This is a genomic window from Bacillus sp. es.034, from assembly GCF_002563655.1.
Lineage (GTDB): Bacteria > Bacillota > Bacilli > Bacillales > Bacillaceae_B > Rossellomorea.
Window position 1 is genome coordinate 4,154,677 of record NZ_PDIY01000001.1, and the last position, 16,410, is coordinate 4,171,086.

Here is a 16,410-nt window from a genome sequence, read left to right on the forward strand (position 1 = left end):
GGTGTTATTTTAATCACAGAAAGCAGGCGAGAAATATGAAATCAAATCAAAGCAATCAACTTCAAGATATTACCCAAACCGTCCTCTTCAATGCCCCCATTCAAAAGGTATGGGACACCGTCTCCACTTCAGAAGGCATATCTACATGGTTCATGCCGAACGATTTCCAACCAGAAGAGGGATACGAATTCCATATTCAATCCCCTTTCGGCCCGTCTCCATGTAAGGTATTGGAAGTGGATGCGCCTCATAAGTTGTCTTTTTCCTGGGATACGGATGGCTGGTTCGTCACATTTCTTTTAAAAGAGGTCGGCAAACAAACCGAGTTCACATTGATTCATGGTGGCTGGAAGCATGATGATGCCGTTGTTTCTAAACCGAACGAAAAAAGCTCCGTTATCCGGGAACGTATGGAGAACGGCTGGGTCGGCATAGTGGACCAACGCCTGCGGAAGGTTGTGGAGGAATAAGTGTCCGCGGTTAAACATGACGTATTTCAGGCGATTGCAGACCCGACCCGCCGGGAAGTGCTTCGCCTTCTCTCGAAAAAAGAAATGCCCATTTCGGCTCTCACTTCCCACTTTCCCATGAGCCGGACCGCCATTGCAAAGCATCTTGCCATCCTGACAGAAGCCGAGTTGGTTTCAGGTGAAAAAGTCGGCAGGGAAAAGATCTATCGCCTACAGCCTGAGCCCCTCGCAGAACTAAAGGACTGGCTAGCCTATTACGAACAATTCTGGAGCAATAAACTGACCAAGCTTAAATACGTTCTGGAAGAAAATAATGAAGATTGATTCATGGGAGGGACGGACCTTTGTTCCAAAGGTCCGTCCCTCCCATTTAGTAGATTTTCGCCATGATGACCATGGAGATGAATAAGCAAATAACCCTTTGTCACGATTTCTCTTCCCCTTTCTCTTCATACAAAAAAATCTCTTCAATTGACGTCTCAAATACATTTGCCAGCTGAAAAGCCAGATTCAATGAAGGGTCATACTTCCCCTTTTCAATCGAAATGATGGTCTGCCTCGAAACCCCTAACCTCGCCGCCAATCTTTCCTGTGAGTATCCAAACGTCTTGCGGTATTCTACTAGTCTATTTTTCAAAGAAGGATACCTCCTTATATTTCCATATCATAATGTAAAGGACACTTTACGTCAAGTATCCTTTACATTATGATGGATCTTCTTTATTCAGTCGTATACAAAAGGAGGGACGGACCTTTTTCCAAAGGTCCGTCCCTCCTTTCATTATTTCACTTTAATCACGATTTTCCCTTTTGCATGGTGAGTTTCACTGAGTGCGTGTGCATCTTTTACTCCTTGTTCACTAAGGTCGAATGTTTCTCCGATCACTGGCTTTAATTGACCGGATTCGTACAGGTCGGCAAGCTTTGCGAGTTGCTCGCCTTTCGGATCCAGCCAAAGGAATTCGGCTTTCACTCCGTACTTAGCTGGTTTGTCCTCTTTTGGAGGCTCTGCAATCGATACGAGCTTTCCATTTTCCTTGAGTACTTTATAGCTGTTCGACTGAACCTCCCCGCCCATGGTGTCCAGCACCAGGTCGAAGTCTTGTAACACTTCACTAAAGTCTTCTTCTTTATAGTTGATGAATTGATCGGCTCCCAGTGATCGGACGAACTCCTCATTCTTTCCGCTTGCCGTTGTAGCGACATGCGCTCCAAAGCTTTTGGCAATCTGAATGGCGAAGTTCCCGACGCCGCCTGAACCTGCATGGATCAGCACCTTATCTCCTTCTTTGATTTCACCAAAGCCGACTAAGCACTGCCATGCTGTCAATCCGGCCAGAGGAATCGCAGCCGCTTCTTCAAAGCTCATGCTTTCAGGCATTTTGGCGAGCAGTTCTTCATCCACTGCCACATACTCAGCATAAGTACCTTCCCTTGTCGTAGCCGGTCTTGCAAATACACGATCACCTACTTCAAACCCTTTTACATTTTTCCCTTTTTCAGCGATCACTCCCGCTGCATCCCATCCCAGGATGATCGGGAATTCAAAGTCCAGCATCTCTTTTAAATAGCCTGCCCGCACCTTCCAATCGATGGGGTTGATCGAAGTGGCATGATTTTCGAGCAAAATCTGATCGTCGCCGATCGCCGGCTGATCGATTTCTTTTTCCTGTAAAACGTCTTTATCCCCGTACTGGTTGATGATGATGGCTTTCATATTGTTTCGCCCTCCTTGTTTTTGAACATACGGTTTATCTTCCCTCTATTTAAGGGTATTTAAACAATGGAAAGCCCATCGTCATTCATAAAGTGTATTACTGGATTCTTCCCTCACACTGTTGTAAATTTAAGACAAACTACATAGTCATAAGCATATGGGAATCTATCTTTCTAAAGGAGGAACACGATGCAACACTACAATCTCATCATCAATGGAGAACAAATCGGATCGGATCTTGACAAGAAAGAGGTAACCAATCCTGCGACATCGGAAGTGATCGCCACCATTCCCAATGGAGGTAAAAAAGAGGCTTCGAAGGCGGTGGATGCCGCTCATGAGGCATTCAAGGAATGGTCCCAATTCTCGGCATACGAACGAAGTGAACTTATTCGTAAATGGTATGATCTTATTAATGATAACAAAGAAGATCTTGCCCGTACCATGACCATCGAGCAAGGAAAACCCCTAAAAGAGGCACTCGGCGAAATTCAATATGCCAACGGATTCATCTCCTGGTACGCTGAAGAAGGAAAGCGGGTTTACGGGGAACAGATCCCTGCCACTCAGCGGAATAAGCGATTATTCGTCCACAAACAGCCGGTCGGAGTCGTAGCGGTCATCACTCCTTGGAACTTCCCTGCGGCAATGATCACCCGCAAGGTTGCACCGGCACTTGCCACCGGCTGTACAGTTGTGATCAAACCGGCAAATCAAACCCCTTTGACTGCGTTAAAGATGGCTTCGCTTGCTGAAGAAGCCGGCATACCGAAAGGCGTCATCAACGTCGTAACAGGTGATTCAAAATCCATCGGAGAATCGTGGATGGAAGATACACGCGTCCGGAAACTGACCTTCACCGGTTCAACGGAAGTCGGAAAGGTCCTGATGAAGGGATCAGCGGACACCGTTAAGAAAATATCCCTGGAACTTGGTGGCCACGCCCCAGTTATTGTGATGGATGACTCGGATTTGGAAAAAGCCGTTGACGGTGTCATCGCCTCCAAATTCAGGAATGCCGGCCAAACCTGCGTCTGCTCCAACCGGATCTATGTTCATGAGTCCATCGCAGATGCTTTTTCTGAAAAACTGGTTGAAAAAGTGAAGGGGCTGAAAGTCGGAAACGGACTCGAGGAAGGTGTCGATATCGGTCCATTGATCGATGAGGATGCCATCGAGAAAGTCCGCAAACACGTGGAAGACGCCGTAGACAAAGGTGCTTCCGTTGCCTATGGAGGAAAAGGAATAGAAGGGCTATATTTTGAACCGACTGTTTTGACGAACGTTAACGATGACATGCTGTGCATGAATGACGAAACATTCGGACCAGTCGCTCCGATCACCACCTTCAAAACCGAAGAGGAAGCCATCGAACGGGCCAATGACTCCATTTACGGCCTTGCTGCCTATGTGTTCACGGAGAATATCACGAAGGGAATCCGGATCAGTGAACAACTTGAGTACGGTATTGTCGGATTGAACGACGGGCTGCCATCGACTCCACAAGCCCCATTCGGAGGATTCAAGCAAAGCGGCCTCGGCCGAGAAGGCGGTCACCAGGGCATAGAAGAATTTTTGGAAGTGAAGTATATTTCCCTCGGATTGTAAGCATAAAGCACAGACAAAGGCACGCATCGCCATGCGTGCCTTTGTCTATTTTTTTTGAAAACGTTCCCTGATTTCCCGGTATAGATACAATGCTCCGGCCATAAGGAATAAAAAAATGATAAAATTCATATTTTCCGGTCCAGAAAACCCGTCAAACCCTTGCAAAAATAAGAATAGCATCCCGAAAGAAAGATAGATTGCCGCCGCAACATGCTTCATGGAACCAGCTCCCCCTACTTTTTCTATATACATATTCCAGACCCGCTGCTTGCATAACTGAAGATAGAGGGAAAATTAATAGTATAGTAGGAAAATTCATTGACGACACAAATGGCCTGTGCTAGATTGTGAGTATTAATGAAATTTTAAAAAAGAAGAAAAGTATGAATATATCCGCTTTTGCATCCGAAAGTTTGGACATACGGGATATGGTTGGTTATGCGAGTTCAGACTCGTCCCTGATCAGGGGGCGGGTTTTTTCATGTGTGATGTAAAATGTAACGGATGGCCTATCAGTCGGTCATGAATTTGGAGGCGTGTTTATGAGAAAAAAAGATGTCCTGATTTCGGGATTTATGCTTTTTTCGTTATTTTTTGGTGCAGGGAATTTAATATTCCCTCCCTATCTCGGAATGGAATCCGGAACCCACTTTATAGCGGCGATTTCCGGATTTATTTTAACGGCAGTGTTTCTGCCTTTTTTGACGATCATTTCCGTATCCCTTTCAAAAAATGGATTTTTATCGATTGGTGAACGGGTCCACCCCGTTTTCGGGATTGTTTTTGCCATCGTGATTTATCTGTCCATCGGTGCTCTTTACGGAATCCCGAGGGCTTCCAATGTGGCGTACGAATTGGGATTCTTGCAAATGGTCAGTGTGGAAGGGCGGCTTCCTTTATTATTATTCTCGATCGCTTTCTTTGGGCTAACCTACTTGCTCAGCATCAATCCTAAAAAAGTGATTGATCTCGTCGGACAATTCTTAACACCTATACTGCTCATAGTACTGGCCTTACTGTGCGTACAGGCTTTTTTCACCTTTGATTATACTGATGCAGAAGCAAGCAGGAAGTTCCAGTCAGCACCGTTCCTGAAAGGCTTCCTTGAAGGGTATTTCACGATGGACGCCGTGGCAGCCCTGGCTTTCGGCATAGTCATCATCAATGGATTGAAAGATAAAGGGGCTTCCGGTAAAAAAGAGCTCATCCGCGGAACCATCAGTGCCGGAATGATTGCCGCCATCGGCTTGGTGTTGGTGTATCTTTCCCTCGGGTGGATCGGACGGGTGATTCCACATGAAGCACCGATCAGTAATGGGGCAGAAATTCTTGTGTTAGCTTCTCAGCAATTATTTGGGTACAGTGGCAATCTCCTTTTTGGTTTGATTGTGATGATTGCCTGTTTAACGACATGCATCGGACTGATCAATGCATGCGGCCGCTTTTTTCATGAGATTTATCCAAGATACTCATATAAATCATATGTACTGATTTTCATCCTGATCGGGATGGCCGTGACCAACCTGGGACTGAATATGATCTTAAAGGTCGCCACCCCCCTGCTTGTACTCATTTATCCCGTGGCGATTGTACTCGTAGCCCTTTCCCTCTTTCAGCACTTCTTCGGGGAAAGCAGAAGGATGTACGTGTATGGTGTCAGCATTGCGGCGATCTTTTCCTTATACGAAATGCTCGCAAGCCTCAACTTGAAAATGGAAGACATACAGGGTGCCATCAGCCTTCTTCCCTTAAGTGCAAATGGACTGGCCTGGACCACCCCCGCCCTATTCGCCGCCATCATCGGATACGGACTGGACCTCTTTCAGAAGAAAATCATTTGAGGGACGGACCTCTAAAAAAAGCAGCAAGAGGATGTGACCCATCACATTCCCCTTGCTGCTTTTTATATACTGGTTCTTTTTTGATAAACTTTCATGGAATCTCCACTGGGACCAATGGCTCCTGTTGAATGAGTCCACCCGTACTTTTCATAATATCCTTCCAGGTCCGTCGTCAGGTATAGCCAGTTGTACCCTTTTTTATGAGCTTCCCGGAGAGCATGGTCGAGGAGGATCGAACCAATCCCTTCTCCTCTCTGGTCAGGGTGAACATACAGGCATGCAAGCCACGGATACAGGTCTTGACGGCTGTTAAGATCGTTTCTTAGCAATGCGTACGTGCCGATGATGTCCCCCTCACGAACAGCGATATAAAAACGGGGAAGATCCGCTTCCGTCCCACAGGAATGAAATATGCAGTCATGGTAGAACCTGTAATTATCCTCATTTCCCCACTGTCCCCAGAACACGTTTACTGCTTCTTCAAACATCCTTGAATCCTTATGTAATTCAATTATTTTCATTGTGGTTTTCCTCTCTCACTTATAGATGTAACACTATTATATTCTTCATCCGTGACAGAAAACCTTTTTCCAAAAATGAAAAAGGCACGTTCAAGAGCTGAACATGCCGCCTTTTGCCTTCAATTAGTAAGCCCCATCGGAATAGGTTAATTCATAGCTGTGGGAATAGATCTCGAAAATATTCCCGAATGGATCTTCCACATATACCATGCGATAAGGTTTTTCACCAGGATAATACTCACGGACCGGCATACGCTGCTTTCCTCCGTGCTGCTTGATCTTTTCGACCATGCCTTCTGCATCGGGATCCTGGATACAGAAGTGGAATAACCCCGTCTTCCAATATTCAAAGTTATTCTCCGGTTTTTCAATGTGAGGGAATTCAAACAGCTCGATCCCGATTTTATCACCCGTTGCCATGTGGGCGATTCTGAACTTCTCCCAGTCGTTCCCGAACACGTCGCGGCACATCTGACCGATTGCCGTGTCGTCATTTTCGACATCGGAAGGTTCCATGATGACATACCAGCCGAATACCTCTTGGTAAAATTTTATCGCTTCTTCCAGGCTTGGGACGGATAATCCTATATGAGAAAATGATCTTGGATATGGTAACATCGTACTGACTCCTCCTTCGTTTCGATTAGTTTCATCTAACACGACTTCATTATACGAAGAGAAGCGTATCTATGTAAGAATGCACTTTTTTGTAAGAAACTAACCTGTAGGTAAGAAAGGGCTGGTTAAGATATGGATACACCCATCGATCAACACGGAAAACTGAAGTGTTCCATCGAGTACACATTGAGGAAAATCGGAGGAAAATGGAAGACCGTCATCCTCTGGCACCTCGGAACGGAGGGTACTCACCGCTACAATGAACTGCGACGTCTCCTTCCTGGCGTCGCCCACAAAGTACTGAGCCAGCAGCTGAAAGAACTTGAAGAAGAAGGATTCATCAACCGCACCCAATACGACACCATCCCACCCAAAGTCGAATACACCATGACCGACCTCGGCATGACCCTCATGCCCATCCTCCACCACATGCACGAATGGGGTAATGAGCATGGAGAGTTATAAAGAGAGAGAGGCAAAGATTAGAGGGACGGACCTCCAAACGGGAATCTTATGTAAAGTAGAAATCCGTTTTGGAGGTCCGTCCCTCACCTGCTTATATCAGGTCAATCAAAAAAAGTACGCTGAAGATCGTTAGGACGATGCCTGCTGCTCGATTGATTATTTTTAGTGAGTCAGGTCCGACCCTGCTGCTTATCCAACCACCCACGAAGGCAAGAATCCCCCACCATAGTGCCGATCCGGAAAACACTCCCGCTACCACAGTCAAAGAGGTCAGGAAATCCTCAGGTCCCCCCACCCGAAACACTCCGAAGATCGCGATAAAGGCCAGAATGGTCATTGGATTCGTGAGCGTCAATAAGAAAACGGACAAAAACCCTTTCACCGAAGAAGGAGTGTCCGGTCCCCCTTCGTTCAATGCAGCCGGCTGAGAGGTGAATGTCTTCCACCCCATTAGCAGTAGGAACACCCCTCCCCATACTTGAATCCAGAACTGATGAGCCATGAGGAAGCCGGAAACGACCGTGAGCCCCATAACGGCAATCAACCCGAATAAGGCATCTGCCGTGGCAGCTCCCAACCCTGATAAGAGACCTGTCCGCCTCCCATATGCCAGTGTCCTTTGAATGCATAGGATCCCCACAGGTCCAACGGGTGCAGCAATGGCCACGCCTATAATCACGCTCTTGAAAAACAATAATGCAGCAGTCATTGTTCCCTCTCCTTAATCTGAAGAAAACATCTCTGATTATAGCAACGAGTTGAAACTCATCGAGCGGTGTATTTAAGAACTTTTCCGGCTTCACAGTATTCAACACTTGGTTGGAGAAGGCAAACGCCTTTCCCTCGTCCTTATATGCATATGCGAGATAATAGGTGGATAGTAACTCCGCAAGACTTTCATCCAGCCATGCATCCCGATAAGGATTGTTCGCCACTCCCTTCCCCTTTCTGCGATAGCCTTAATCTATCTTCCGGAAGTTTCAGGCTGTAGTCGATGATGATTGACTTCGTTTCACCAGGCTTCAGCTTTTCATCAAGATCGACAAGTAGGGATCAAATGGAATTGTTGAAAGATGAAACCGATGTTCTCAAACCTGAAATCCGCCATCACCCCTGACCCCACTAACCATCCAAAAGCCTCCTGATTTTTGAATTTTTTAACAACAGAAATACTACAAATGTATTACAAATATTTGAAAACCCATGGGGGACGGACCTTATTTGGATGAAAGGGCTATAAATGGGGATGAGTATTCCTGATTTCTATTCGTTGCTTCTTCCCCCATTCCCCTTTATCCTGAGAATAGAAGGAGGGTTTACGATGTCTATCATTTTGAAACGAATCTATGATGAACCTCCCCGATTAGGAGGTCACCGAATACTGATCGACCGTGTCTGGCCCCGTGGAATATCGAAAGAAGATGCAAGCCTTGAAGAGTGGATGAAAGACATTACACCCAGCCCCTCTTTACGGAAGTGGTTTAACCACGATCCCGACAAGTTCGAGAAGTTCAAACAAGCCTATAAAGACGAACTCCATCAAGATGAAGAAAAACAGAAAAAATTAAAGGAACTGAAGGAAATGGCAGAAAACGAACGCGTAGTCCTTCTGTACGGAGCAAAAGATGAGGAACACAACCACGCCGTCGTGCTTAAAGAAGTTCTGGAGGAAATGTAAGACCGGCATCTATCTTTTGATCGAAAGTGTTTTTTGAGGGACGGACCTCTACATCAGTGAATTTTCCTGATGTAGAGGTCCGTCCCTCTTACAACGAGTATCGGAATGCCGGGGCCGCCCCTGCTTCTGTATTTTTCAGGCACCGGTACAAAGAAAGAGAAACTTCGGGGGACGACCCTTGCCTTTTATTTGTTCATCTATCTCGTCAGTTTAAATCTTCACCCAAAAAATCACCACCGACTGGGTGGCAAAGGTAGACAGTAACACGACACCATGAGTGGAGTAGGCTGTCGGCCGTTTCACCAACTCTTTAAACTGGTAGACGCAACTTGCCATAAAACCGAGCCACATTACTGTATTGAATAGCATGACAACCTGAACCGCCTCGCTCATATCAGGAAAATATTTGACAGCCACATTACTCAAGACTGAAACGCCTGCAATCCATGATCCAATGACGAATGAAGGTACGGGTTTCGCTAGTAAAAGACTTCTATCTGATTTATTTAACAACTGCTTCATAAGAGATTTATAGATAATGGCAGCCAGCACAATCAAGGAGACACTCATTGTTTTTGCCGTGATATGGTTCACCCATGTAAATGCATCGATGCTGGCATAAAGAAAGATTCCAATAGCCATAACGATGGCACCAGAAGCTGGGTCGATGCTGTCTTTGTTTTCTTCAATCTTCATCTTTCTACTTTAGAGACCTCCCTTCTGCCTGTTGGAACCGGAGCCAATTGAAACTCCGAACAACTCGTATTCAAATTCGAAATTTTCCTCATAAAAAGAGAATATCAACTCTATAAGTTTAACATTTCTCAATCGAAATGAGGGACGGACCTCCAATAAGCAATAAAACCCTTGGGTCCATTGCGAATTGGAGGTCCGTCCCTCGCTTAAGTCATATTCACGTGCTTCGTTTTCACGCCGATGGAGGATAATTCCAACTCTGAAGCAGGCAATGGCCGGCTGAAGTGATATCCTTGTCCAACCTGGCATCCATTACGTTTTAGGAACAACATTTGATTTTCCGTTTCAATGCCTTCTGCGATGGTTGTAAAATTCATGTTTTGGCTCATATCAATGATGGCTTTAACAATGGAAACCTGGTTGGAATCTTCCATAATATCATCTACGAATGATTTATCGATTTTAATACTATCAATTGGTAAGTGTCTTAAGTTATTCAATGACGAGTATCCCGTTCCAAAGTCATCCATGGAGATCATGACGCCCACCTTTTTTAACTCATTGAGGACATTCGTCGATATTTCAAAGTCCTGCATAATGCTCTCTGTTATTTCCAGTTCAAGTCGGTCCGGATTAAACTCATATTCTGCTAAAATTCCCTTTACCATTTCAACAAACCCGCTATCCTTGATCTGCCTGACGGATATATTGACAGCAACAGGAATAATGCCCATCCCGGTCTCTTCCCACTCTTTGCTCTGTTTACACGCCTCTCTTAAAACCCACTCGCCGATTGGAACGATCAATCCGGTCTCTTCTGCCAGTGGAATGAATTCAGCCGGGGAAACCATCCCCAATGCAGGATGAGGCCAACGTATCAATGCTTCCACTCCAATTATATGACGGGTATCAAGGTCCACCTTCGGCTGAAAATAGAGGCATAATTGGTCGAATTCCAATACCTTTCGTAATCCATTTTCAATCTCCATATTCCTTGATGATGCTTTTTCAAGTTCCGGATAATAGAATTGATAATTGTTCTTTCCTTGTTCCTTGGCTAAATACATGGCTGTGTCGGCATGTTTAATCAAACTCTCCTGATCTTTCCCATCCTTAGGATACATACTGATCCCTATACTCGGGGTGACAAAGAATTCCTGTTCCTGAATGAAGATCGGATTGATGAAACTTTGTAAAATCTCTTTCGTCGTTTCTGCAACCTCCCCTTCACTCATATTGGAGAGGATAATAATAAATTCATCTCCACCTTGTCTGAACACAATCCCCTTGTCGTTAACGACCTTTTTCAAACGAAAGGCGACCTTCCCCAATATGGCATCTCCAGTAGAATGGCCTTTGGTATCATTAATGACCTTAAAACGATCCAAATCCAAAAATAAAATCGCCATCGATTGATCCGGATTGTCACGCAAAAATCCGCTTAAATGTTGTTTGAATTTATTCCGATTCGGAAGACCTGTCAGTGAATCATAATAGGCCATGGCATGAATCGTCTTCTCTGCTTTCTTCCGATTGGTGATATCCCGGCCGATCAATTGAATAGCCATCCTTCCTCCATACAAAATGGGCATGGCGGAAATCTCCAACTCTATCTCATCACCGTTAAGGCGGTAAACGGTCAGTTCAAAACGTTCACCTGAGGCTGAGCCATGGGTCTTTTCCCTAATCATCCTGATATTTTCAGCACCGGTAAATCGGGAGACATTCTGGTTTATGATGTCTGCCGGACTACCTGCACCTATCAGCCTGCTCCCCGCTTCATTGATATAATCAAAGGTTTGGTCACTGATCACTGCAATGATATCAGGTGACAAATCGACTAAACTGCGATATTGATCTTCACTCTCCTTGCGGTTGGTGATATCAAACAACACACTCGTAAAAGAAATCATTTCCCCGTCTTCATCCAAGGTCGGGATGCCACGGTCCTGTATCCAGCGAACCTGGCCATCCGGCCTAATGATCCGGTAAATGCTCACACATGCCTGGCCGGAACCAAGATTCTTCGCCCTTTCTTCCAATACCGGCATGTCTTCAGGATGAATCACTTTTTTCCACAGAAGTGTATCCTGATAGAAATTATCCAAGGGATATCCATACAAATTTTCAATGCCCGGAGTGATCAAGAGAACATCTGATTTCAAATCATGGGACCAGATGGCCACATCCAGCGTTTCAAAAATGCTGTTTAAATTCTTATGACTGTTGGATAATTCCTTTGAAGCACTCCAATTCCCCCTCAAGAGGATGAACAATAGAGCAAGCATACAGAGCACTAAACCTGTGTGAAGAAATAGCGACCCTTCCCTGTTAGGTTGATCGATTGTCTTCCATGAAAAATCGAGGATTTCCAAGAAGATCATGGTGATAAAAAGGATGAGGACTGTTTTCTTATTTTGTGTAAAAAACATCATTACGCTCCTGAATATAGAATTTCTACTTATCCAAGTGTACTATTTATGGCTTTCGTTCACAATACAGCTAAAAATTTCCTGTCACCATCAAAAAGAATCAGCTCTCCTAAAGCGAGAGCCGGCTCTAACTTCCTAATACGACACACCCGTCCGTGTATGCGTCTTCTTAAATTCATTCATATCCGGGTCGAAATAATCTTCATTGAATGCAGGCACGAACTTACCGTCCTTCAAGTAACCGGATCCCCATGTCGGATCCAGGGTCACCCATTCCCCATCAAGATTTGCTTCCACCCACGCATGCCTTCCCGGGAAAATACCGCCAGCCCTGCCTTCCACGAATCTCGCCTCAATATCACTGGCACGAAGCATGGCAATCGCCAGATACGCATAATCCTGACACACGCCGGTTTTGGATTCCAGTGTTTTCAAAGCACTGTCATCCCAGTTGAAATCATCATTTTCGTACTTTTTCACATCATACGAGACATTCTTTGCGACATAATCGTAGATGGCTTTTGCCTTGTCCCTGTTACTTGTTTTTCCTGAAGTGACGGTTTCTGCCTGCTTCTTGATTTCAGGGGAATCCGACTGAACCCCTCTTGAAGGCAGAAGGTCCCGCTTGTCTTCACCTGTGGATTCCACTTCGAACTTCGCAAAGCCGAAAAACCTGAAGTAATCACTGTTCTCTTCCTTGATTTCAGGTACACTGAGGGTCACTTCATACGTTCCCGGCCCAAATCGCAGGTAAAACGAATCATCAAAAGCGGAATCTTCAACAGGGATGACATCCAGTGCTTCGTCCTCCCCTTTTTTGGTGGTGATATAAATATGCGACGTTTCCGGGCCGAATTCTGCTTCCGGATCGATACTTCCTTTAATCCTGTATTGGCCATCCGACTCCTCTCCCCCAAACTGAGGAGATTCGAGGCTCACTCCCCGCTCTCGATACGTATCTGCATACTCAATTGGGCTCATCATTCGGTCGGACTCGTTATCTATGAGAAGAGTGGTCGCCGTCTGGTAGTAATTTTCTCGGTCTCCATCCGGAACCAGCACTTCAAGCTCGTGCACCCCTTTTCCGTAAAACAAGGGAACATCATAGTTGAATTTCCCATTCTTCACGGGGATGACATGCTTCCAGTTATCTGAATCCTTTTTAAGTCTGAGCATAATCGTGTCTTCATCCGAGAGACGCGGAGCCTCTCCATTTAAAGAAAAGACTTCGTTCCCTTTGACATAGCTGGATTTCGTTTTCAATGACAGTTCCGCATCCTGACCAAATGGTGTCAGGGTCACATCCCTATTGATCTCAGGATTCACATTATGAACGATAAATGACGCGGTATCATAGTAGTAATTTTCACGGTCCTTGCTTGGGAGCTGCACAGAGACGCTATACTCACCTTCCCCGTTGAAAAAGTGGATATCCTGCTTGAACCTGCCGTCTTCGATCGGTGTATAATATTCGAGTTGCCTTCCTCCTGGCCCTTCTTCACTTGCCCTGACTTTTATCCAGGCAAAGTCCGATCTCAGATCTTGATACTTTTCAATTTCTCCCTTCACGCTCACCTTTCCATTTGCAGCGAATTCTTTATATACCGGCTCATCGATTGTGACACCGATTTCCTCGCTGTAGGATGTGAGTTTCAGAGGTTCCTCTTCCCCTATTTCATCATTCATTTTCTTTACTTCTTTTTCATACGGATCTTCTTCCCTTTTATCATCTTTCTTTCCCTCGCTGCTGGCATTCGAGTCACTGCATGCCGTCACAAACAGGAAACTGCTCAACAAACACAGAACCAAAATCAAAAACGAACGTTTCTCCCTCATGTCTTCCTCCTCTAAACTGCTTTCCTATCTACACATACGAACCAGAATGCTATTAGTTTCTGATTCTATTTTACTATTCATTTAGGGACGGACCTCTACTACGGATTTGTTTTAAGGTCCGCCCCTTTTCCATTTCTAAATGTGCTTATAATAAATGATGGTCGCCTCTAGTTCACCGTAAGGCGAGGTGGCGTAATCTGGTATACGTCCTCCCTTTACGAACCCTAGGGAAGTGTACAAATGATTAGAAGGAGCTCCTTCTACTGTATCGAGAATGAGCAAGGTCCGTCCCTCTTCTTTCGCTCTTTTCTCTGCGGTTTGCATGAGTTTTTTAGCGATGCCTTTTTGGCGGAACGCGGGGTGGACCATCATCTTGGCGATTTCGGCTCTGTGGGTACCGTTTTGTTTGGTGCAAAGATGAAGCTGCACAGTTCCTGCAATGGCATAATCGACCCAGGCTATATAAAGGATCACATGGGGACTCAGTGCATGACCCCAGAACTCCACTGCAGTAGAACGGTCCATTGGAGATAAAAAACCTATGGACGCCCCGTCGTCCACGACGGTCCTTAATAAGTGAGAAAGCTCGTCTATATGCTGATCTATGGTTGTCAGTTCTTTAATTTCCAGTTCTTTATTCATCATGGACACCTTCCCCCGCGAATCTATTATTATCTTTATTAAAGTTTACCAATATTTCTATAATCAAAGTATAACGGGAAATCATCCAACCCTCTAACTTTTTTTGGAATTCCTGCATTTTTGTTATACACTAACTAGAACAATTCTGTTATACTTAACATATAACAAAACTAGGAGGTGACACTTTGTTTATCCAAATTGAACCTCAGTCGGATACTCCGATTTATGCTCAGGTAACAAACGGGATCATGGAAGGGATTGTAAGAAGCGAATTACTTCCAGGGGATATCCTTCCTTCTGTAAGGAGTCTTGCGGGTGACCTTGGTGTGAACATGCATACCGTGAATAAAAGCTATCATGAATTGGAAAGCAAAGGAGTGATCCGGATTGTTCCGAAGTCGGGTGCCGTCATTTGTTCACCTTCCGAGGGAACGATTCCACCGCAAAGGTTGAATCGGATTTCAGAAGCATTACGGCCGATTTTAGTCGAATCACTGGTCGCCGGCATGAGCGAAGCAGAGATTGCCGAATTAGTCGCATCCATCATTTCAAACGTTAAGGGGGATTAAAAAATGGAAATGACACTTATTTTCGTCACGGTAGGATTTCTGGCAGCACTTCAAATGGCGATTCCTTTCATTGTGAAACGAACGGTTGTGTTTGGTATAACTATTCCTGTTGATGAGGTAAAGAATGCACAACTTCGTCATTATAAAAAACTTTATGCCATCCTTACACTGTTCATCTCGATCATCGTGTTGGCCGCCTATTTTATCTGGGCTTCAAAGAACACCATCACCGAAAATCAACTCATATTTGCTGGATTGTTTATGCCCTTTGTCATCTTATTAATATCAATGGCCCTTTATTTTTATTTTCATATGAAAGTGACGCAAATGAAAAAGCAAGAGCAGTGGTTCAAGGATCGTAAACAGGTACGCGTTTCCGAGTTGAACCTCAGAACGAAGGATGAAATGCTCCCATGGATCGTGTATGTCATCCCCATGGTCATTACAGTCGGGTTGGTGGTGTTTACTTTAATAAATTTCGCAAGCCTACCTGACCAGATCCCTACCCACTGGGGACCGGATGGTCAGCCCGATGCTTTCACCGGTAAAACGTATCTTTCCGCTCTGACACTCCCTCTCGTGCTGCTGGTGATGAATGCCATGTTCCTCGGGATCAATGAACTCTCAAGAAATTCCGGCATCAAGCTGAGCGCAGGGAATGTCAAGTCATCCCGCCTCCGTCAGCTGCGCCTTCGAAAGTATACGAGCTGCCTCTTGTTCTTCGTCTCCATCCTGGTGTCAATGCTGTTTACGTTCTTGCAGTTCACCACTCTGTACGAAAACAGCGTCAGTGACCTCCTGATCATCACGATGCCGCTCGCCTTCTCTTCACTTGTCCTGATTGGGACTGTCATACTCGCCATTAAAGTGGGGAAAAAGGATTCAGACCTGGATGTTGAAATCATCGATGAAAGCTCCGGTGATGTAATTAATGCTGACGACGATCAATACTGGAAAGGCGGCCTCTTCTACTTCAATCCCGAAGACCCCTCCATCTTCGTCGAAAAGCGCTTCGGAGTAGGCTGGACCCTAAACTTCGCCAGACCACTGGGATACATCGTCCTCATCGGACCACTCCTCGTCATACTGATCGTGACACTCCTGTGATGTTGAGGGACGGACCTCAGAAATCAGGCCAAGACGTGACACAAACGCCTTGCCGATTTGAGCTCCGTCCCTTTTGTTGTGCGGTTTCCACGATTTGTCTTCTTCCCGGACACTTCCATTATTCACCGGAAACCGAGGTCCGTCCCTACTGAAAAAGGCTCAATCTCTGGAAATTCGACAATTATTATGGACAGATTGTTCGGAATACTA

General features: G+C 45.3%; 18 protein-coding genes. 8 read left to right on the forward strand and 10 right to left on the reverse strand.

All coding sequences use genetic code 11. The annotated features are described in order from the left end of the window. Positions 1-35: 35 nt before the first annotated feature. A complete protein-coding gene (locus tag ATG71_RS21195) occupies positions 36-470 on the forward strand; it encodes an SRPBCC family protein (protein ID WP_098441356.1) in 435 nt (144 codons plus the stop codon). Next, a complete protein-coding gene (locus ATG71_RS21200; RefSeq protein WP_098441357.1) occupies positions 471-794 on the forward strand; it encodes an ArsR/SmtB family transcription factor in 324 nt (107 codons plus the stop codon). Between the two features lie 100 nt (positions 795-894). On the opposite strand, the gene ATG71_RS21205 is transcribed toward ATG71_RS21200, so the two are convergent. Together ATG71_RS21205 and ATG71_RS21210 are read right to left on the reverse strand one after the other, a co-directional pair. Then, positions 895-1,107, reverse strand: coding sequence for a helix-turn-helix transcriptional regulator (locus ATG71_RS21205; RefSeq protein ID WP_061809541.1), 213 nt, complete (start codon positions 1,105-1,107; stop codon positions 895-897). Between the two features lie 144 nt (positions 1,108-1,251). Continuing rightward, positions 1,252-2,187 carry an NADP-dependent oxidoreductase gene (locus ATG71_RS21210; RefSeq protein WP_098441358.1) on the reverse strand — a complete coding sequence of 312 codons (936 nt, stop codon included), beginning with the start codon at positions 2,185-2,187 and terminating at the stop codon, positions 1,252-1,254. A gap of 189 nt (positions 2,188-2,376) precedes the next feature. Between ATG71_RS21210 and ATG71_RS21215 the strand changes: the two genes are divergently transcribed. After that, complete coding sequence (locus ATG71_RS21215) at positions 2,377-3,795, forward strand: NAD-dependent succinate-semialdehyde dehydrogenase (RefSeq protein ID WP_098441359.1); 1,419 nt, start codon at positions 2,377-2,379, stop codon at positions 3,793-3,795. 45 nt (positions 3,796-3,840) lie between these two features. Here the strand turns inward: ATG71_RS21215 and ATG71_RS23515 are convergent, their stop codons facing one another. Beyond that, a complete protein-coding gene (locus ATG71_RS23515) occupies positions 3,841-4,014 on the reverse strand; it encodes a hypothetical protein (RefSeq protein ID WP_179886599.1) in 174 nt (57 codons plus the stop codon). Positions 4,015-4,337: 323 nt separating this feature from the next. On the opposite strand from ATG71_RS23515, the gene brnQ reads away from it, so the two are divergent. After that, a complete protein-coding gene (gene brnQ, locus ATG71_RS21220; protein WP_098441360.1) occupies positions 4,338-5,636 on the forward strand; it encodes a branched-chain amino acid transport system II carrier protein in 1,299 nt (432 codons plus the stop codon). 62 nt (positions 5,637-5,698) lie between these two features. Here the strand turns inward: brnQ and ATG71_RS21225 are convergent, their stop codons facing one another. Further along, the gene (locus ATG71_RS21225; protein ID WP_098441361.1) at positions 5,699-6,157 is read right to left on the reverse strand and encodes a GNAT family N-acetyltransferase; all 459 of its coding nucleotides are present in this window, start codon (positions 6,155-6,157) and stop codon (positions 5,699-5,701) included. A gap of 123 nt (positions 6,158-6,280) precedes the next feature. Continuing rightward, the gene (locus ATG71_RS21230) at positions 6,281-6,775 is read right to left on the reverse strand and encodes a lactoylglutathione lyase family protein (RefSeq protein ID WP_098441362.1); all 495 of its coding nucleotides are present in this window, start codon (positions 6,773-6,775) and stop codon (positions 6,281-6,283) included. A 132-nt stretch (positions 6,776-6,907) separates the two neighbouring features. On the opposite strand from ATG71_RS21230, the gene ATG71_RS21235 reads away from it, so the two are divergent. Beyond that, positions 6,908-7,240 carry a winged helix-turn-helix transcriptional regulator gene (locus ATG71_RS21235; RefSeq protein WP_098441363.1) on the forward strand — a complete coding sequence of 111 codons (333 nt, stop codon included), beginning with the start codon at positions 6,908-6,910 and terminating at the stop codon, positions 7,238-7,240. A gap of 91 nt (positions 7,241-7,331) precedes the next feature. On the opposite strand, the gene ATG71_RS21240 is transcribed toward ATG71_RS21235, so the two are convergent. Further along, positions 7,332-7,949 carry a LysE family translocator gene (locus tag ATG71_RS21240; RefSeq protein WP_098441364.1) on the reverse strand — a complete coding sequence of 206 codons (618 nt, stop codon included), beginning with the start codon at positions 7,947-7,949 and terminating at the stop codon, positions 7,332-7,334. A 612-nt stretch (positions 7,950-8,561) separates the two neighbouring features. On the opposite strand from ATG71_RS21240, the gene ATG71_RS21245 reads away from it, so the two are divergent. Continuing rightward, a complete protein-coding gene (locus ATG71_RS21245) occupies positions 8,562-8,918 on the forward strand; it encodes a DUF488 domain-containing protein (protein ID WP_098441365.1) in 357 nt (118 codons plus the stop codon). A 210-nt stretch (positions 8,919-9,128) separates the two neighbouring features. Here the strand turns inward: ATG71_RS21245 and ATG71_RS23180 are convergent, their stop codons facing one another. The 4 genes from ATG71_RS23180 to ATG71_RS21265 form a co-directional block, all read right to left on the reverse strand. After that, positions 9,129-9,560 carry a hypothetical protein gene (locus ATG71_RS23180; protein WP_142953506.1) on the reverse strand — a complete coding sequence of 144 codons (432 nt, stop codon included), beginning with the start codon at positions 9,558-9,560 and terminating at the stop codon, positions 9,129-9,131. A 260-nt stretch (positions 9,561-9,820) separates the two neighbouring features. Beyond that, positions 9,821-12,049, reverse strand: coding sequence for a sensor domain-containing protein (locus ATG71_RS21255; protein WP_098441366.1), 2,229 nt, complete (start codon positions 12,047-12,049; stop codon positions 9,821-9,823). A gap of 132 nt (positions 12,050-12,181) precedes the next feature. After that, complete coding sequence (locus tag ATG71_RS21260) at positions 12,182-13,882, reverse strand: transglutaminase domain-containing protein (RefSeq protein ID WP_098441367.1); 1,701 nt, start codon at positions 13,880-13,882, stop codon at positions 12,182-12,184. A gap of 135 nt (positions 13,883-14,017) precedes the next feature. Then, positions 14,018-14,524 (reverse strand): GNAT family N-acetyltransferase, encoded by a 507-nt coding sequence (locus tag ATG71_RS21265; protein ID WP_098441935.1) that lies wholly within the window; start codon positions 14,522-14,524, stop codon positions 14,018-14,020. Between the two features lie 185 nt (positions 14,525-14,709). On the opposite strand from ATG71_RS21265, the gene ATG71_RS21270 reads away from it, so the two are divergent. Continuing rightward, entirely contained in the window at positions 14,710-15,093 is a 384-nt protein-coding gene (locus tag ATG71_RS21270; protein WP_098441368.1) for a GntR family transcriptional regulator, read from the forward strand. A 3-nt stretch (positions 15,094-15,096) separates the two neighbouring features. Then, positions 15,097-16,200: a DUF1648 domain-containing protein gene (locus ATG71_RS21275; protein ID WP_286163090.1), complete on the forward strand. Its 1,104-nt coding sequence runs from the start codon at positions 15,097-15,099 to the stop codon at positions 16,198-16,200. The last annotated feature ends 210 nt before the right edge of the window (positions 16,201-16,410 follow it).